This is a genomic window from Paenilisteria portnoyi (genome assembly GCF_014322795.1).
GTDB classification, from domain to species: Bacteria; Bacillota; Bacilli; order Lactobacillales; family Listeriaceae; genus Listeria_A; species Listeria_A portnoyi.
In genome coordinates this window covers 133,789-148,839 of sequence record NZ_JAASTT010000006.1, presented here as the reverse complement: position 1 = coordinate 148,839, position 15,051 = coordinate 133,789, and the positions used below count along the sequence as shown (strand labels likewise).

Sequence of the window (15,051 nt, the reverse complement as noted above, 5' to 3'; positions counted from 1 at the left end):
GATAGCGTTGAAACACCAGTTGGGTGGTAAAGCACTCCCCTTTGTTGGGGTTGTTCGAAGTGAAGCGAGTTACAACCTCAATATGCAAAGGAACAAAGTGAGTTTGTAGTTCCTCTCTAAAGCCTGTGCTCCAGTGCTCATGTACTTTAGTACATTCCGCTCCGGTGCGCGGCTTTGCCTAGAATCTGAGCACTTGTCGCTCCGCTGAGATTTGGAGGGGAATCGTGAGATAGCGTTGAAACACCAGTTGGGTGGTAAAGCACTCCCCTTTGTTGGGGTTGTTCGAAGTGAAGCGAGTTACAACCCCAATATGCAAAGGAACAAAGTGAGTTTGTAGTCCTCCTCTAAATCCTGTGCTCCGGTGCGCGGCTTTGCCTAGAATCTGAGCGCTTGTCGCTCCGCTGAGGCTCGGCGGGAGATCGTGAAATGCGTAAAAACATCAGTTACTTTAATTCGAGTTTTATTTATTAGTAAGTCATGAAAGAACATTCTTAATCCTCAGCTCTCCTAAAATCCTCTTTACAAAAAATCCAAAAGGTGGTCAAATTATATGCCGGACATATCCATTTCCTATCTGGAAAAACTGACAATTAAAGAAATTTATGCGCTTGCAAAGGAACATAAGATTCCCTATTATAGCAAGCTCACTAAAAGAGAACTCAGCTTTGCTCTGCTAAAGGCAAGTGCTGAAAAACAAGGCTTCTTCTTTATGGAAGGCGTTCTTGACATTATTGCCTCGGAAGGTTTTGGCTTCCTGCGCCCCATCAACTATTCTGCAAGCTCCGAAGATATCTACATATCGGCTTCCCAAATCAGACGTTTCGATCTAAGAACTGGTGATAAGGTTTCAGGAAAAGTTCGCCCTCCAAAAGAAAATGAGCGCTATTTTGGTTTGCTTCACGTCGAGGCGGTTAATGACGAAAATCCCGAGGTGGCGAAAGAACGTGTTCATTTCCCAGGTTTAACGCCGTTATATCCTGATCGCCAAATACGTATGGAGATTGGTCAAGAGCCGATTTCAACGCGTATGATCGACATGATTGCCCCGATTGGTTTCGGACAACGTGGATTGATTGTAGCTCCTCCTAAAGCTGGTAAAACGATTCTTTTAAAAGAAATTGCTAATGCGATTACAGAAAATAGTCCGGATGCAGAACTGATTGTACTATTGATTGATGAACGTCCTGAAGAGGTAACCGATATTGAGCGCTCGGTCAAAGCAGAGGTTGTTAGCTCGACGTTTGATGAAGTTCCAGAAAATCATATAAAAGTTGCTGAGCTGGTCTTAGAACGAGCGATGCGTCTTGTGGAGCAAAAGCGTGACGTTATTATTTTGATGGATAGTATTACGCGGCTAGCTAGAGCGTATAATCTTGTTATTCCACCAAGCGGGCGAACGCTCTCTGGCGGTATTGATCCAGCCGCTTTCCACAGACCGAAGCGCTTTTTCGGGGCTGCTCGAAACATCGAAGAAGGCGGAAGTTTAACAATCTTGGCAACAGCACTTGTTGACACAGGTTCGCGAATGGACGACGTGATTTATGAAGAATTTAAAGGAACCGGAAATATGGAGCTCCATCTCGATCGTGCGATGGCAGAGCGACGCGTCTTCCCAGCTATTGATATTCGCCGCTCAGGAACGCGTAAAGAAGAGCTATTACTTCCAAAAGAAAACCTAGAACAGCTGTGGAAAATCCGTAAAATTATGCCGATTCAAGGCGATGCATTAGACATTTCCGAGCGCTTTATTCGCTATTTGAAAAAGACACCAACAAATGCAGATTTTTTCGAAGTTATCCAGACAGAAATGTTTAAAAAATAAGCCTTGCTAAATTAGAAAAGCATTGTTATAATGAATTTACTGTGTGCAAGTGTGCAGAAATTACTCTGTTTCAGATGATTCAGGGCGAAGGAGTTGAAAACAATGAAAGCTGGAATTCACCCGGAATACCATCAAGTGGTATTTCTTGATACTAGTACAGATTTCAAATTTCTTTCTGGTTCTACTAAGGGCTCGAACGAAACGATTCAATGGGAAGATGGCAACGAGTATCCATTACTACGTGTCGAAATCAGTTCTGATTCTCACCCATTCTATACTGGTAAACAAAAACATGCGACAGCCGACGGACGTGTCGACCGTTTCAACAAGAAATACGGCATCAAATAAAAAAGTCACCCTCGGGTGGCTTTTTTATTTGATACCTTGAACCTACGTGGGGTAAATCGGAATGTACGGCTTACGCATAAAAAATAAAAGTTGATGGCCCATCGGATGATTTTCAGACCTTTTGTGTACAGAGTACCAATCAACATAAGAGAAACATAAACCTCAAAACAAAATCCAAACATTTTCAATTCAATCTTGCTTAGGGTAGAATTGGAGGATAGAGAAATAAAGGAGGTTTTCATATGGTGGAACATTATGATTATATAGCGATTGGTGGAGGTAGTGGCGGGGTTTCTTCGGTGAATCGTGCAGCTAGTTACGGGAAGAAATGTGCGCTTGTGGAGCCGAAACATCTTGGTGGCACGTGTGTAAACGTTGGCTGTGTGCCTAAAAAAGTGATGTGGTACGGGGCTCAGATTTCTGAGGCGATGAACAAATATGCGCCAGATTATGGTTTTGATGTGAAACAAGAGAATTTTGATTTTGCGAAGTTGGTGGGAAATCGGGAGGCGTATATTGAGCGGCTTCATGGCTCGTATCAGCGCGGACTCGATCATAATAAGGTCGATATTTTGAAGGGGTACGCATCATTTGTTGATGAACACACGATTGAGGTGAATGGTACGCAGTATACGGCGGATCATATTTTGTTGGCGACGGGTGGAAAACCTGCTTGGCCTGACGTTCCAGGAGCGGAATATGGGACGGATTCGAATGGCTTTTTTGCGTGGACGGAGTTGCCTAGAAGCGTTGCGGTTGTAGGTGCTGGATATATTGCCGTGGAGCTTGCAGGCGTATTGCAGGGCTTTGGCGTGGAGACGCATTTGTTTGTTCGTAAACAGACGCCGATACGCAGATTCGATCCTTTGGTGGTGGAAACTTTAATGGAAGTCATGAAGGAGCAAGGGTTAACGCTTCATACAGAGGCGATTCCTAAAGCAGTCACGAAAAATGAGGATGGAACGGTGACGCTTCATTTGGAGGATGGTCGCACGCAGACAGTAGAGAAATTGATCTGGGCGATTGGCAGAAAACCAGTAACCGAGACGCTTAACTTAGCAGCAACGGCGGTGGAACTTGATAAAAAAGGCTACATTAAAGTAGATAAATTCCAAAATACAGCGGTTCCGGGGATTTATGCAGTCGGAGATATTACGGGGCATATTGAGCTGACACCGGTTGCGATTGCTGCGGGACGTCGCTTGTCTGAACGGTTATTTAACGGGAAATTGGATGAGCATTTGGACTATAACCTGATTCCGACGGTTGTTTTTAGTCATCCAGCGATTGGGACGGTGGGCTTGACGGAACCGGAGGCTATTGAAAAATATGGGGAAGCGCAAGTGAAAGTCTATACGTCTTCGTTTACCTCGATGTATACCGCGATTACAGAACACCTCGAACCGTGTGCCATGAAGCTGGTTTGTGTTGGCGATAATGAAAAAGTAGTTGGCTTGCACGGAATTGGGACAGGTGTTGATGAAATGATTCAAGGCTTTGCGGTTGCTATGAAAATGGGCGCAACGAAAGCTGATTTTGATAATACAGTCGCGATTCATCCAACAGGCTCTGAAGAATTTGTGACGATGCGTTAATAGGATAGATAAAGCGCCGTTCCGGGATATAGGAACGGCGCTTTAATTTTATGCTGGGCTGATTTTTGCTCCTGCTAAATCAGATGTTTTTAATTTTTTCTGGAAGGCGATGAAGAAGATAAGTCCCATGATTAAAGTGATGGTTTCGGTGACTGCCATAGACCAGATAACGCCGTGGAGGCCAAACATAGCGTGCAGAATTAGAATCATCGGGATGTAAAGAACGCCTTGTGTGACGGACATGACCATCGTTGCTGTACCTTGACCGGTCGCTTGGAAAAGGCTGATGAACAGGATGGTAAAGCCGTTGAAGATTGCGGATACGAGCATCGCCACGAGAATGTAGGTACCAATGCTTAAAACGTCAGGATCGTTCGAGAAAAGCTGGATGATTGGTGCTATAAATAGGTAAACTAAGCCAACGAATGTAACGGAAATGACACCGATGTAAAGAGAAGCTTGTTTCATTCCTGCCTTAAATCTCGGAATATTCTTACTAGCAAAGTTAAACGCGAAGAATGGGATCAAGCCTAGAATCAGACCCATAGCTAAGAATTCTGGGATTTGAACGATGCGTAGCGCGATTCCGAATCCAGCGATGACATTATCCCCATATTGGATCGCAAAATTGTTGAGCAGTAAGGTCGTCACGATTAAAAAGGCAGACTGTAATAGTTCGGAGACGCCAATTTTATAAACTTCGAGCTGGTCTTTGATGGATATTTTGAAGTGTTTTAAGAAACCTTGCAAATGTTCGCTGCGTTTTTCTAGGAAATAGAGGTAGTAAATGGCGGAACCGAGTTGGGATAAAACCATTGCAAGTGCGGCTCCGGCAACATGCCAGCCTAGACCTAAGATAAGGATTGGATCAAGAATCAAGCTGAGCCCAGTGCTGATAAAAATACCGTACATGGATTCTTTGGAGGCACCGCCAGACCGTACTAACTGCTCGAGTGCGAAGTTAAGTATGACAATGAAACCACCAGCAAATAGGGTCAATGCATATGTTTTGGCGTAATCAAAGGTTGCTACATCAGCGCCAAGTAGTTGGGCGATTGGATCAATTAAAAGGAGAGCGAGGAGTGCGAGTAAAAGTCCGGCAATGATACTTGCATAGAATGTGTAACCGGCGACGCGCTTGCCCCTTTCTGTGTCTTTTTGGCCATTGAGACGGGTGATAAATGTGCCACCACCAACGCCAAATACGTTACCAAAAGCCATGAGTACAGTGAAAATCGGTAAACCAAGCGTGATCGCGGAGAGCATGTTTGTGTCGTGTAAGAGTCCGATGAAATAGGCGTTGATGACGTTATAAATGGTGCCGACAGACATCCCAATCATCATTGGAATCGATAAATGAGCAATCGCTTTCTTCACTGGTGCGGTTTCTAAATAATATTGATCTGAAAATTTCTTTGTCATGTTCGTTCCTTCTTCCTTATAAATTGTTACTTACTTTCGTTAAAAGTGATTTTAATTGTTCGGCTTCGGTAGCGGTGAGCGATTGTGTGATACTGTTTTCAATTTCTGCAAAAATGGTATTGAATTCTTCTATTAACGCCACGCCTTTATCTAAGACATAAATATTCTTTTGACGTTCGTTATCTTTTGGAACAACGCGTTTGATGTACCCTTTTTTCTCGAGGCCTTGTAGCATGCTCGTGATGCTGGCGCCTTTGCGGTTGAATTGTTCGGCTAAATCTTTTTGAATAACACCGTGTTCTTGGTTCTCAAAAATGTAGCCAATCATGCGTCCTTGCTGGCCGTTGAGGTCTAATTCCCGAAGCCTGGCATCGGCATTCATCTTGATTTTCATCCCAACTCCGCGGAATAAATCGGAATAAGGGGTATTTAGTGGTTGTTTGGTCATTTTAATTCGACTCCTTATAGTTAGAATTCTAACTTGATAAAATGATTATAATAGATAGATATCTAACTGTCAAGTGTCTAAGTTAAATAAGGATGGTTAGTAGTCTTTTACACGTTTTCCATTCTAGATGTGATAATCTTATGAACATTGGCCTAAATGAATATTCTGATATGTCAAATAATCCTTTGCTTTATGGTGGGAAATTGCGTATAATAAGCATAATTACATGGTTTTATAACTGAGGAGGTTGACAAGTGGAAGCGAAATTAGAAGTTGGGATTTTAGGATTTGGAACAGTTGGTAGTGGTGTCATTCACATTTTAGAAGAGCATGCGGAGAAAATTAGTCAAATGACCGGCTACCAAGTGAGCGTCAAAATGGTGCTCGTGCGCGACTTAGAAAAGAATCGTCGTTACGAGACGAAAGGATTTAGCTTGACCACGGAACCTTCTGACATTTTAAATGATCCAGCCATTTCGGTGGTTGTGGAAGTTATGGGAAGCATTGAACCGGCGCGCGAGTATGTTTTGCAGGCATTGAAAGCTGGGAAACATGTGGTCACGGCGAACAAGGATTTAATTGCGTTACATGGGGATGAACTGATTGCTGTGGCGCAGGCGAACAAATGCGATTTATTCTATGAAGCGAGTGTTGCCGGCGGAATCCCGATTTTGCGGACGATTGTGAACGGGCTTGCGGCTGATAAAATCCAGAAAGTTATGGGAATCGTGAACGGGACGACGAACTTCATGTTGACAAAAATGAAGACGGAGAAGCGGGATTATGAGGATGTTTTGAAGGAAGCTCAGGACCTAGGGTTTGCGGAATCTGATCCAACGAATGATGTGGACGGAATCGATGCGGCTCGCAAAATGGTCATTTTGACGCGTTTGGCATTTGGAATGAATGTCGATTTGGCGGACGTGGACACGGTTGGGATTCGCGGGATTGCGCCGCGTGATATGGAAGTCGCGGAACAGTTGAAATACGTGATTAAATTGGTCGGCACGGCGGAAGAGAAGAACGGTTCGGTTGCTGTTAGTGTTGGGCCTGTGCTCTTGCCGAAATACCATCCGATGGCGGGCGTGAACAACGAGAATAATGCGGTGTTTGTAACAGGTGCCGCGGCTGGTGAAACGATGTATTACGGGCCGGGTGCTGGTGAATTACCGACGGCGACGAGTGTGGTCAGCGATATTATTACGGTCGCGAAAAATAGCAAGTTAGGCACAAACGGCAATGCATTCAATAGTTATAAACATGACACGAAGCAAACCGTTCCGGAAGAAATTTTCTCGAAATACTATTTGCGGATTGTCATGGATGATAAAACTGGAACGTTCCTGAAGTTAACGCAGATTTTTGCGGAAGCGGGCGTTGGTTTTGATAAAATTTTGCAAGAACCGCTGGACGAATATACGGCAACGGTTGTTGTGGTGACGCATGTGACGAGCAAGGCGCAACTGGAACAAGCGATTGAAAAAGTGAAGCTGGAACCGCAAATGCAAGTCGAAGCGAAATATCAAGTTGTGGAGGGATAAATAATGTACGAAGGATTATTGAAACGATACAAGGACTATTTACCGATTACTGATAAAACACCGATGATTGGCTTGGCTGAAGGGAATACACCGCTGATTCCGTTGCCAAATTTGTCGAAGGAACTTGGCGTGACGTTATATGGAAAATATGAAGGCTTGAATCCGACGGGATCGTTTAAGGATCGTGGTATGGTGATGGCAGTTGCGAAGGCGAAGGAAGAGGGCGCGACGGCGGTTATTTGTGCTTCTACTGGAAACACGTCGGCTGCTGCTGCTGCGTACGCGACTCGTGCTGGAATGAAGGCTTATGTGGTGATTCCAGATGGCAAAGTGGCGCTTGGTAAGTTGGCGCAGGCCGTGATGTATGGCGCGGATATCATCGCGATTCAGGGGAACTTTGATGAAGCTTTGGACGCGGTTCGTGAGCTTGCGGAAACGGAAGCCGTGGCACTTGTTAACTCGGTGAACCCGTACCGTTTGGAAGGCCAAAAAACAGCGGCGTTCGAGATTTGCGAACAATTAGGTGGTAAATCACCAGACGTGCTGGCAATACCGGTTGGGAACGCAGGAAACATTTCGGCGTATTGGAAAGGTTTCAAAGAATGGGACGGACATTTTGGCGTGGGCTTACCGCGGATGCACGGTTTTGAAGCGGAAGGTGCTGCGGCAATCGTCCAAGGCGCGCCAATCAAGAACCCAGAAACGATTGCGACGGCGATTCGGATTGGTAACCCTGCAAGTTGGGAATTGGCTGAGGCGGCGCGTGACGAGTCTAAAGGTTATATTCATTCTGTAACAGACGACGAGATTGTGAATGCATACAAAAAAGTCGCAGCGCAAGATGGTGTCTTCATTGAACCAGGCTCGGCGGCATCGCTTGCTGGCGTGATTCAACACGTGAAAAGTGGCGCGATCAAACAAGGTGAAACAGTCGTGTGTGTGTTCACTGGAAACGGCTTGAAAGATCCTGATACGGCGATGAGCGTGCACGAAGTTCCGATTTCGCACGTGGAAGGCGTGGACGCAATGCGGGAATACTTGCGCACAGGCGTGACGAAATGATTAGAATCCAAGTTCCGGCTACAACAGCGAATCTTGGACCAGGCTTTGATTCGTGTGGCCTCGCGTTATCACTTTATTTGACGCTAGAAGTTTTAGAACCAGCAAAAGAATGGCATATCGCGCATGATTTAGGCGACGGAATCCCGATGGACGCAACGAACGTCATCGTCGAAACCGCGCTGAGCATCGCGCCAAATCTCGAACCACACAACTTGAAAATGCTCTGCGATATTCCGGCAGCGCGCGGACTTGGAAGCAGTTCGGCGGCCGTGGTGGCAGGCATCGAGCTTGCGAATATACTCGCGAATTTGGAGTTGACGCCAGAACGCAAAGTTGAGATTGCCGCGGAAATCGAAGGCCATCCAGATAACGTTGCCCCAGCAGTACTCGGTAATTTTGTCGTTGGTGCAAAATTGGATGGCGAAGATTTTTACGTTCGGCACCTTTTCCCAGACTGTGCGTTGCTCGCGTTTATTCCGCAAGAAGTACTGCTAACGAGTGAAAGTCGCGGTGTTTTGCCAGACCAGCTTCCCTATAAAGAGGCAGTCAAAGCAAGCAGTATCGCCAATGTGATGATTGCGGCACTTTTACAAAATGATCTGAAATTAGCGGGTGACATGATGGAGCGCGATTTATGGCATGAGAAATACCGCGCAAAACTCGTCCCACATTTGGCGCCATTGCGTGCATTGACGAAGGAAAATGGTGCTTACGCGGCGTGTTTGAGCGGAGCAGGCCCAACGATTCTGATCTTCGCTCCAAAGTCAGAAAGCGAGAATCTAATCCAGGTCATGAAAGAATTCGATCAAACAGCGACAGTTCTTTCACTAAACGTAGAAGGCAACGGTTCAACGATATTCTCATGAAATAACTACAAGTAAAGTATCCGTTTTTGTGCTTTACTTGTAGTTTTTTGTCATGCAAATGTAAAAAATCTACATAAAAATCCCCTTTAACATGTGACTGCTTGTCCCAAATTACGCGCTGTGATAGAATGAAAAAGAGTTTTTAACATGGGAATGCGAGGTTTTGTAAGGATGGCACAGCTTTTCTTTAGATATGGTTCAATGAATAGCGGTAAAACAATAGAAATTTTAAAAGTGGCACATAATTACGAGGAACAAAATAAACCGGTCGTGATTTTCACATCTGGTATTGATGATCGCGATCAAGTCGGAGTTATTTCGAGTCGTATTGGTTTAAAACGCGAGGCAACACCAGTATTTTCAACAACAAATTTGCATGATGAAGTAGCAAAAATAGATCCTAAACCATATTGCGTATTACTCGATGAATCGCAATTTTTGGAGAAAAAACATATTTTGCAACTAGCACAAATCGCAGACGGACTCAATATTCCCGTTATTGCATACGGACTAAAAAACGATTTTCAAAATGAGCTTTTCGAAGGCTCCAAATATTTATTGTTATATGCAGACAAAATCGAGGAAATGAAGACAGTTTGTTGGTTTTGCACGAAGAAAGCGACGATGGTGTTGCGTGTCGATGAAGAAGGACAACCAATGTATAAAGGTGACCAAATCATGATTGGCGGCAACGATCGTTACTATCCAGTTTGCCGGAAATGTCACGCCAACCCGAAAATTTAATTTTTGCAACTAAAAAAAGAGGTGAACCTAAATGTATGATCGTTTACAAGCAGTGGAAGATCGTTATGATGAATTGAATGAATTGCTGAGCGACCCAAACGTGGTCAGTGACGCGAAAAAGCTCCGCGATTATTCCAAAGAGCAGTCGGCTATTACAGAAACAGTGGAGACATATCGTGAATATAAAGAAGTGACCGAGGGGCTTGCAGAAACACGTGAGATGATGAACGAGAAGCTCGACGATGACATGAAAGAAATGGTGAAAGAAGAATTCAACGAGTTAACAGCAGAGAAAAGCCGACTAGAGGAGCGTTTAAAACTATTGCTCGTTCCAAAAGACCCAAATGACGACAAAAACGTTATTATGGAAATTCGCGGAGCTGCAGGTGGCGATGAGGCCGCTCTATTTGCTGGCGACTTATTCCGGATGTATTCGCGTTACGCGGAATCTCGCGGTTGGAAAGCCGAAGTTATGGAAGCAAACGCGACGGGAATCGGTGGCTATAAAGAGATTATCGTATTGATTAACGGTGCTGGCGCTTACTCTCGCCTAAAATACGAAAATGGTGCCCATCGTGTACAGCGCGTTCCAGAAACCGAATCAGGCGGCCGGATTCATACATCGACAGCAACGGTTGCGATTTTGCCAGAAGCGGAAGATGTGGAAATCGATATTAAGGATAACGAAATTCGGACGGATACGTTTGCTTCAAGTGGCGCGGGCGGACAAAGTGTTAATACAACGATGTCAGCCGTACGTTTGACGCATATTCCGACGGGGATTGTTGTTTCGATGCAAGATGAACGTTCTCAAATTAAGAATAAAGAAAAAGCGATGAAAATTTTGCGTGCGCGTATTTTTGATAAATTTGAGCGTGAAGCACGTGAGGAATATGATACGCATCGGAAATCTGCAGTTGGTACGGGTGACCGTTCTGAGCGGATTCGGACGTATAATTATCCACAAAACCGTGTAACAGATCACCGTATTGGTTTGACGATTCAAAAGCTCGACCAAATAATGGAAGGCAAGCTTGATGAAGTTATCGACGCGCTGATTATGGAAGACCAAACGAGCCGACTCGATCATCTAAGCGACGGTATGTAAGATGACAATCGCCGAAATTTTGCATCAAGCAAAAGCTGAACTAAGCGCTCGCGAACTAGACCTCAACATAGCAGAAATCATCATCGAAACGCGGCTTGGTCTGACACGATCCGAACTATGGATGTCGACAAGTAAAGTGCTAAGTCCAAGCGAAAAGGCCCAGTTTGACAGCGATTTCGCACGTTATATAAATGGAGAGCCAGTTCAGTATATTTTAGAAGTGGCTCCTTTTTATGGTCGCGATTTTTATGTCACACCGAGTGTCCTGATCCCTCGTCCAGAAACGGAAGAACTCGTTTATGCCGCCGAGAAGTTTATCGAAAAAAATCCGGCTCGAGTTCAGCGCATTTTGGATGTCTGCACAGGCAGTGGAATTATCCCGATCACACTTAAAGCAACATTTCCCGATTGCCTGGTGACCGGTTCGGATATATCCAAGGAAGCTCTCCAAATTGCAGAACAAAATAATACCCGGTTAAAAACCAATGTCCGATTTATCCACAGCGATCTCGTCGATTATTTCCAACAAACCGGCGAAAAATTCGATATGATTCTGGCAAATCCGCCATATATTGCTGATAGCGAACGCGTGGAGATGTCAAATTACGTCTTAGATCACGAACCAGAACTAGCCTTATTCGCACCAAATAACGGTTTAGCGATTTACGAGCGTCTAATTCAGCAATTACCAAATGTTGTGGATAACCTATTTTGGATTGGCATGGAAATCGGTTACACACAAGCTTCTGCAGTAAAACATTTTTTCGAAAAAAGTTTTCCACAGGCAAGCGTCACGATTCAACAAGATATCAACGGCAAAGATCGGATGGTTATTTGTCATAACTAACTGATATAAAAGCATTTCTATGGATGAAGTGCTTTTTTATTCGGATTGATTATCCACAGCACTGGGGATAAAACTTTGTGCAAAAAAATATTTTTAATCAAATCTTAATAATTAAAACCCAGTTATCAACACACTTATGCACATTATCCACAGGTTCACAATTAGTTATCCACATTGACAAAGTTATTATCCACAGTTTGGGGATAACTTTGTGGATGAAAGCCGATTTTTCAAATAAATCGATCCCACACTGTAAAAAATGCACCAAAACCGTTAAAATAAGATTAAAGCAATGTAAAGGAGCAAATCCTAATGGAAACAAAGATTTGGCATATAACGAAGGAAAATGAAATACAGACATATCTCGAGGCTGCGAAACTTTTGCAAGCGGGAGAAACGGTGGCTTTTCCTACTGAAACGGTATACGGCATTGGCGCAGACGCTACAAATGAACAAGCCGTTTCTAAAATATACGAAGCAAAAGGCAGACCATCCGATAACCCACTTATTGTACACATCGCGGATCAATCGCAAATTCATGAATTCGTCAAGGAAATCCCGAGCAATGCAAAAAAACTCATGCGCGAATTTTGGCCAGGCCCGTTGACGATTATTTTGCCATTACAGCCCGGTCGACTAGCTACAAATGTGACGGCAGGCTTGGATAGCGTCGGTGTACGTATGCCAGAGCATCCTGTCGCGCTTGGCCTTTTAGCGGTGGCTGGGATTCCAGTAGCGGCGCCAAGTGCGAATCGATCTGGAAAACCGAGTCCGACATCTGGAGAACATGTGGAGGAAGATTTATCGGGACGGATTGCGGGTATTGTCTTTGGTGGGAAAACTGGAGTAGGTCTCGAATCAACGGTGATTGATTGCACGCTCGAGACCCCAGCGATTTTGCGACCAGGAGGCGTTTCACAAGAGAAGATAGAGGCGGTGATTGGTCCCATTATTTCAGAAGCGAAAGATATCGCACAACAAGAAGCACCGAAAGCGCCAGGGATGAAATATACGCATTACGCACCAAAAGCTCCTGTGGCGATTATTGAGGGCGATGCGACGTTTTTCCAAAAGCAGATTGACCTAGCTGAAAAACGCGGAGAAATCGTCGGTGTGCTCGTTTCAGATGAGCTAGAGGAACAGTTGCGGAAATCGGACTACATGATGGGGCTAGGAAGTAAGTCTTACCCAGAGGAAATCGCCTATCGTTTATACGACCGATTACGCCATTTTGACCATACACCTGTGACGCTTATTTACGCTGAACCTTTTGCGAAAATTGGTATTGGGGAAGCGGTAATGAATCGTCTTGATAAAGCAGCAGGCGGACATTATATCAAGCAAAGCGAGGAAAGTTAGAATGAATATTTTATTTGTGTGTACGGGAAATACATGCCGAAGCCCGATGGCCGAAAAAATGTTACAGTGGTTCAAGCCAGAATGGGAAATCCGTTCAGCTGGACTTGCAGCACAGACAGGCGCACCGATGTCGATGCAATCAAAGGAAGTGTTGCAAGAACACGGTTTGCCAACCTATCATATGGCAAAATTGCTGACCTCTGACTTAGTAGAAGAAGCCGACAAAATTTTTGTGATGACAGAACAACATCGGCAGTCCCTTGTGGGTAAGTTTCCGAATAAAAAAACGGAGCTGATTTCCCCATACGATTTTGATGTGGCGGATCCATATGGGGGAAGTAAGGCAGATTATGAGTACACCTTTGCGGAGTTGGAAGAGATGATTGCGCGACGGTTTCTATTAGATGCTTAGGGGATACTTTTCGGTGTCCTCCTATTTTTTTTGTGACTAAGGCGTGCTAAGTTTCTCGTCAGATCTACCGCTCACCATTGTGAATTACCTCACTATTTAGAATTAGATAATCTTGCGCGAAAATACTTGCAATTTAAGCGGAAATGGGGGATTATTAAACCATGTACGAAGCTTTACTAATCATTTGAGAAAAGGATGGGGATCCACACATGGTTTATCTGCAAAAGCACGACAAGGCAGTTTTTGATGCAATTGAGTTAGAGTTAGGCAGACAACGCAGTAATATCGAGTTAATCGCATCGGAGAATTTCGTAACGGAACAGGTTATGGAAGCGATGGGATCTGTTTTAACAAACAAATACGCAGAAGGTTACCCTGGCAAACGCTATTATGGTGGTTGTGAATATGTTGATATTGTAGAAAACTTAGCTCGTGATCGCGCGAAACAATTATTTGGCGCCGAGTACGCTAACGTTCAACCTCACTCTGGAGCACAAGCAAACATGGCGGTTTATCACGCTACGCTGAAGCCGGGAGACGTTGTTCTTGGAATGAATTTATCTCATGGTGGCCATTTAACACACGGTAGCCCAGCTAATTTTAGCGGTGAGTTGTATAAATTTGTGGCTTATGGTGTGGATGAAGAAACGAAACAAATTGATTATGACAAAGTTCGTGAAATTGCTCTAGAACACAAACCGAAAATGATCGTCGCGGGAGCAAGCGCTTATCCACGTGCGATTGATTTTGCTAAATTCCGTGAAATCGCGGATGAAGTTGGCGCCTACTTAATGGTCGACATGGCTCATATCGCTGGCCTTGTTGCGACAGGTCATCACCAAAACCCAGTTCCGTATGCCGACTTCGTAACAACGACAACGCATAAAACACTGCGCGGCCCACGTGGAGGTATGATTTTAGCGAAGGCAGAATGGGAAGCGAAACTAAATAAAGCCATTTTCCCAGGAATTCAAGGTGGTCCATTAATGCACGTTATTGCGGCGAAAGCAGTCGCATTTGGCGAAGCGTTACAGCCTGAATTCACAACATACAGCGAAAATATCTTAAAAAATTCGAAACAATTGGCGAAAACACTACAAGAAAACGATGTAGCAGTTCTAACAGGCGGTTCGGATAATCATCTGCTTCTAATCGATTTAAAACCACTGGGTCTAACTGGAAAAGCAGCAGAAGCAGTGCTTGACGATGTCGGTCTGACTGTAAACAAAAATACAATTCCATTTGAAACAGAAAGTCCTTTTGTAACGAGCGGTATTCGTGTAGGTGTTGCAGCAGTAACGACACGTGGCTTTGATGAAGAAGCGATTGCTAGAGTCGGAAAACTCATTGCTAAAGTATTGCATAACTTAGAAGACAAGGCTGTCCTTGCAGAAGTGAAACAAGAAGTAGCCGAAATCACAGCGGAGTATCCATTATATCCATCACTATAAACGGAAGAGGGCCTTACTATCGATTA

Annotated in this window: 15 protein-coding genes; 13 read left to right on the top strand and 2 right to left on the bottom strand. The window is 44.4% G+C overall.

The genetic code is table 11. The annotated features are described in order from the left end of the window. Positions 1-550: 550 nt before the first annotated feature. The 3 genes from rho (at position 551) to gorA (ending at position 3,765) form a co-directional block, all read left to right on the top strand. A complete protein-coding gene (gene rho / locus HCJ66_RS06260; RefSeq protein ID WP_187132347.1) occupies positions 551-1,822 on the top strand; it encodes a transcription termination factor Rho in 1,272 nt (423 codons plus the stop codon). 102 nt (positions 1,823-1,924) lie between these two features. After that, entirely contained in the window at positions 1,925-2,170 is a 246-nt protein-coding gene (locus HCJ66_RS06255; RefSeq protein WP_187132346.1) for a type B 50S ribosomal protein L31, read from the top strand. Positions 2,171-2,412: 242 nt separating this feature from the next. Further along, entirely contained in the window at positions 2,413-3,765 is a 1,353-nt protein-coding gene (gene gorA, locus HCJ66_RS06250; RefSeq protein ID WP_187132345.1) for a glutathione-disulfide reductase, read from the top strand. Positions 3,766-3,813: 48 nt separating this feature from the next. Here gorA and HCJ66_RS06245 read toward each other — a convergent pair whose 3' ends face one another. Both HCJ66_RS06245 and HCJ66_RS06240 read right to left on the bottom strand, forming a co-directional pair. Then, on the bottom strand, positions 3,814-5,187 hold the full coding sequence (locus tag HCJ66_RS06245; protein WP_187132344.1) for an MATE family efflux transporter: 1,374 nt from the start codon (positions 5,185-5,187) through the stop codon (positions 3,814-3,816). A gap of 16 nt (positions 5,188-5,203) precedes the next feature. After that, a complete protein-coding gene (locus HCJ66_RS06240) occupies positions 5,204-5,635 on the bottom strand; it encodes a MarR family winged helix-turn-helix transcriptional regulator (protein WP_187132343.1) in 432 nt (143 codons plus the stop codon). Positions 5,636-5,889: 254 nt separating this feature from the next. Here HCJ66_RS06240 and HCJ66_RS06235 point away from each other — a divergent pair, with 254 nt between their 5' ends. From HCJ66_RS06235 to glyA, 10 genes are all read left to right on the top strand, one after another. Beyond that, a complete protein-coding gene (locus tag HCJ66_RS06235; protein ID WP_187132342.1) occupies positions 5,890-7,176 on the top strand; it encodes a homoserine dehydrogenase in 1,287 nt (428 codons plus the stop codon). A gap of 3 nt (positions 7,177-7,179) precedes the next feature. Continuing rightward, the gene (gene thrC / locus HCJ66_RS06230) at positions 7,180-8,238 is read left to right on the top strand and encodes a threonine synthase (protein WP_187132341.1); all 1,059 of its coding nucleotides are present in this window, start codon (positions 7,180-7,182) and stop codon (positions 8,236-8,238) included. After that, positions 8,238-9,104 (top strand): homoserine kinase, encoded by an 867-nt coding sequence (gene thrB / locus HCJ66_RS06225; protein ID WP_181676475.1) that lies wholly within the window; start codon positions 8,238-8,240, stop codon positions 9,102-9,104. Before thrC ends, thrB begins: the two co-directional genes overlap by 1 nt. Before the next feature lie 171 nt (positions 9,105-9,275). Beyond that, positions 9,276-9,848, top strand: coding sequence for a thymidine kinase (locus HCJ66_RS06220; RefSeq protein ID WP_187132340.1), 573 nt, complete (start codon positions 9,276-9,278; stop codon positions 9,846-9,848). 31 nt (positions 9,849-9,879) lie between these two features. After that, entirely contained in the window at positions 9,880-10,956 is a 1,077-nt protein-coding gene (prfA, locus tag HCJ66_RS06215) for a peptide chain release factor 1 (protein WP_187132339.1), read from the top strand. Between the two features lies 1 nt (position 10,957). Continuing rightward, positions 10,958-11,803, top strand: a complete 846-nt coding sequence (prmC, locus tag HCJ66_RS06210) for a peptide chain release factor N(5)-glutamine methyltransferase (RefSeq protein ID WP_187132338.1) — start codon at positions 10,958-10,960, stop codon at positions 11,801-11,803. 77 nt (positions 11,804-11,880) lie between these two features. Next, positions 11,881-12,153 (top strand): hypothetical protein, encoded by a 273-nt coding sequence (locus HCJ66_RS06205; protein WP_187132337.1) that lies wholly within the window; start codon positions 11,881-11,883, stop codon positions 12,151-12,153. Further along, entirely contained in the window at positions 12,116-13,162 is a 1,047-nt protein-coding gene (locus HCJ66_RS06200) for an L-threonylcarbamoyladenylate synthase (RefSeq protein ID WP_187132336.1), read from the top strand. The genes HCJ66_RS06205 and HCJ66_RS06200 overlap by 38 nt, the downstream gene beginning before the upstream one ends. A 1-nt stretch (position 13,163) precedes the next feature. After that, a complete protein-coding gene (locus tag HCJ66_RS06195) occupies positions 13,164-13,574 on the top strand; it encodes a low molecular weight protein arginine phosphatase (RefSeq protein ID WP_187132335.1) in 411 nt (136 codons plus the stop codon). Positions 13,575-13,783: 209 nt separating this feature from the next. Beyond that, positions 13,784-15,025: a serine hydroxymethyltransferase gene (glyA, locus tag HCJ66_RS06190; protein WP_187132334.1), complete on the top strand. Its 1,242-nt coding sequence runs from the start codon at positions 13,784-13,786 to the stop codon at positions 15,023-15,025. The last annotated feature ends 26 nt before the right edge of the window (positions 15,026-15,051 follow it).

What these genes read in the sequence shown, in the direction of transcription:
- rho (WP_187132347.1), top strand. Translation starts at nt 551, where the DNA reads ATGCCGGACATATCCATTTCCTATCTGGAAAAACTGACAATTAAAGAA.
- HCJ66_RS06255 (WP_187132346.1), top strand. Translation starts at nt 1,925, where the DNA reads ATGAAAGCTGGAATTCACCCGGAATACCATCAAGTGGTATTTCTTGAT.
- gorA (WP_187132345.1), top strand. Translation starts at nt 2,413, where the DNA reads ATGGTGGAACATTATGATTATATAGCGATTGGTGGAGGTAGTGGCGGG.
- HCJ66_RS06245 (WP_187132344.1), bottom strand. Translation starts at nt 5,187, where the DNA reads ATGACAAAGAAATTTTCAGATCAATATTATTTAGAAACCGCACCAGTG.
- HCJ66_RS06240 (WP_187132343.1), bottom strand. Translation starts at nt 5,635, where the DNA reads ATGACCAAACAACCACTAAATACCCCTTATTCCGATTTATTCCGCGGA.
- thrC (WP_187132341.1), top strand. Translation starts at nt 7,180, where the DNA reads ATGTACGAAGGATTATTGAAACGATACAAGGACTATTTACCGATTACT.
- HCJ66_RS06220 (WP_187132340.1), top strand. Translation starts at nt 9,276, where the DNA reads ATGGCACAGCTTTTCTTTAGATATGGTTCAATGAATAGCGGTAAAACA.
- prfA (WP_187132339.1), top strand. Translation starts at nt 9,880, where the DNA reads ATGTATGATCGTTTACAAGCAGTGGAAGATCGTTATGATGAATTGAAT.
- prmC (WP_187132338.1), top strand. Translation starts at nt 10,958, where the DNA reads ATGACAATCGCCGAAATTTTGCATCAAGCAAAAGCTGAACTAAGCGCT.
- HCJ66_RS06200 (WP_187132336.1), top strand. Translation starts at nt 12,116, where the DNA reads ATGGAAACAAAGATTTGGCATATAACGAAGGAAAATGAAATACAGACA.
- HCJ66_RS06195 (WP_187132335.1), top strand. Translation starts at nt 13,164, where the DNA reads ATGAATATTTTATTTGTGTGTACGGGAAATACATGCCGAAGCCCGATG.
- glyA (WP_187132334.1), top strand. Translation starts at nt 13,784, where the DNA reads ATGGTTTATCTGCAAAAGCACGACAAGGCAGTTTTTGATGCAATTGAG.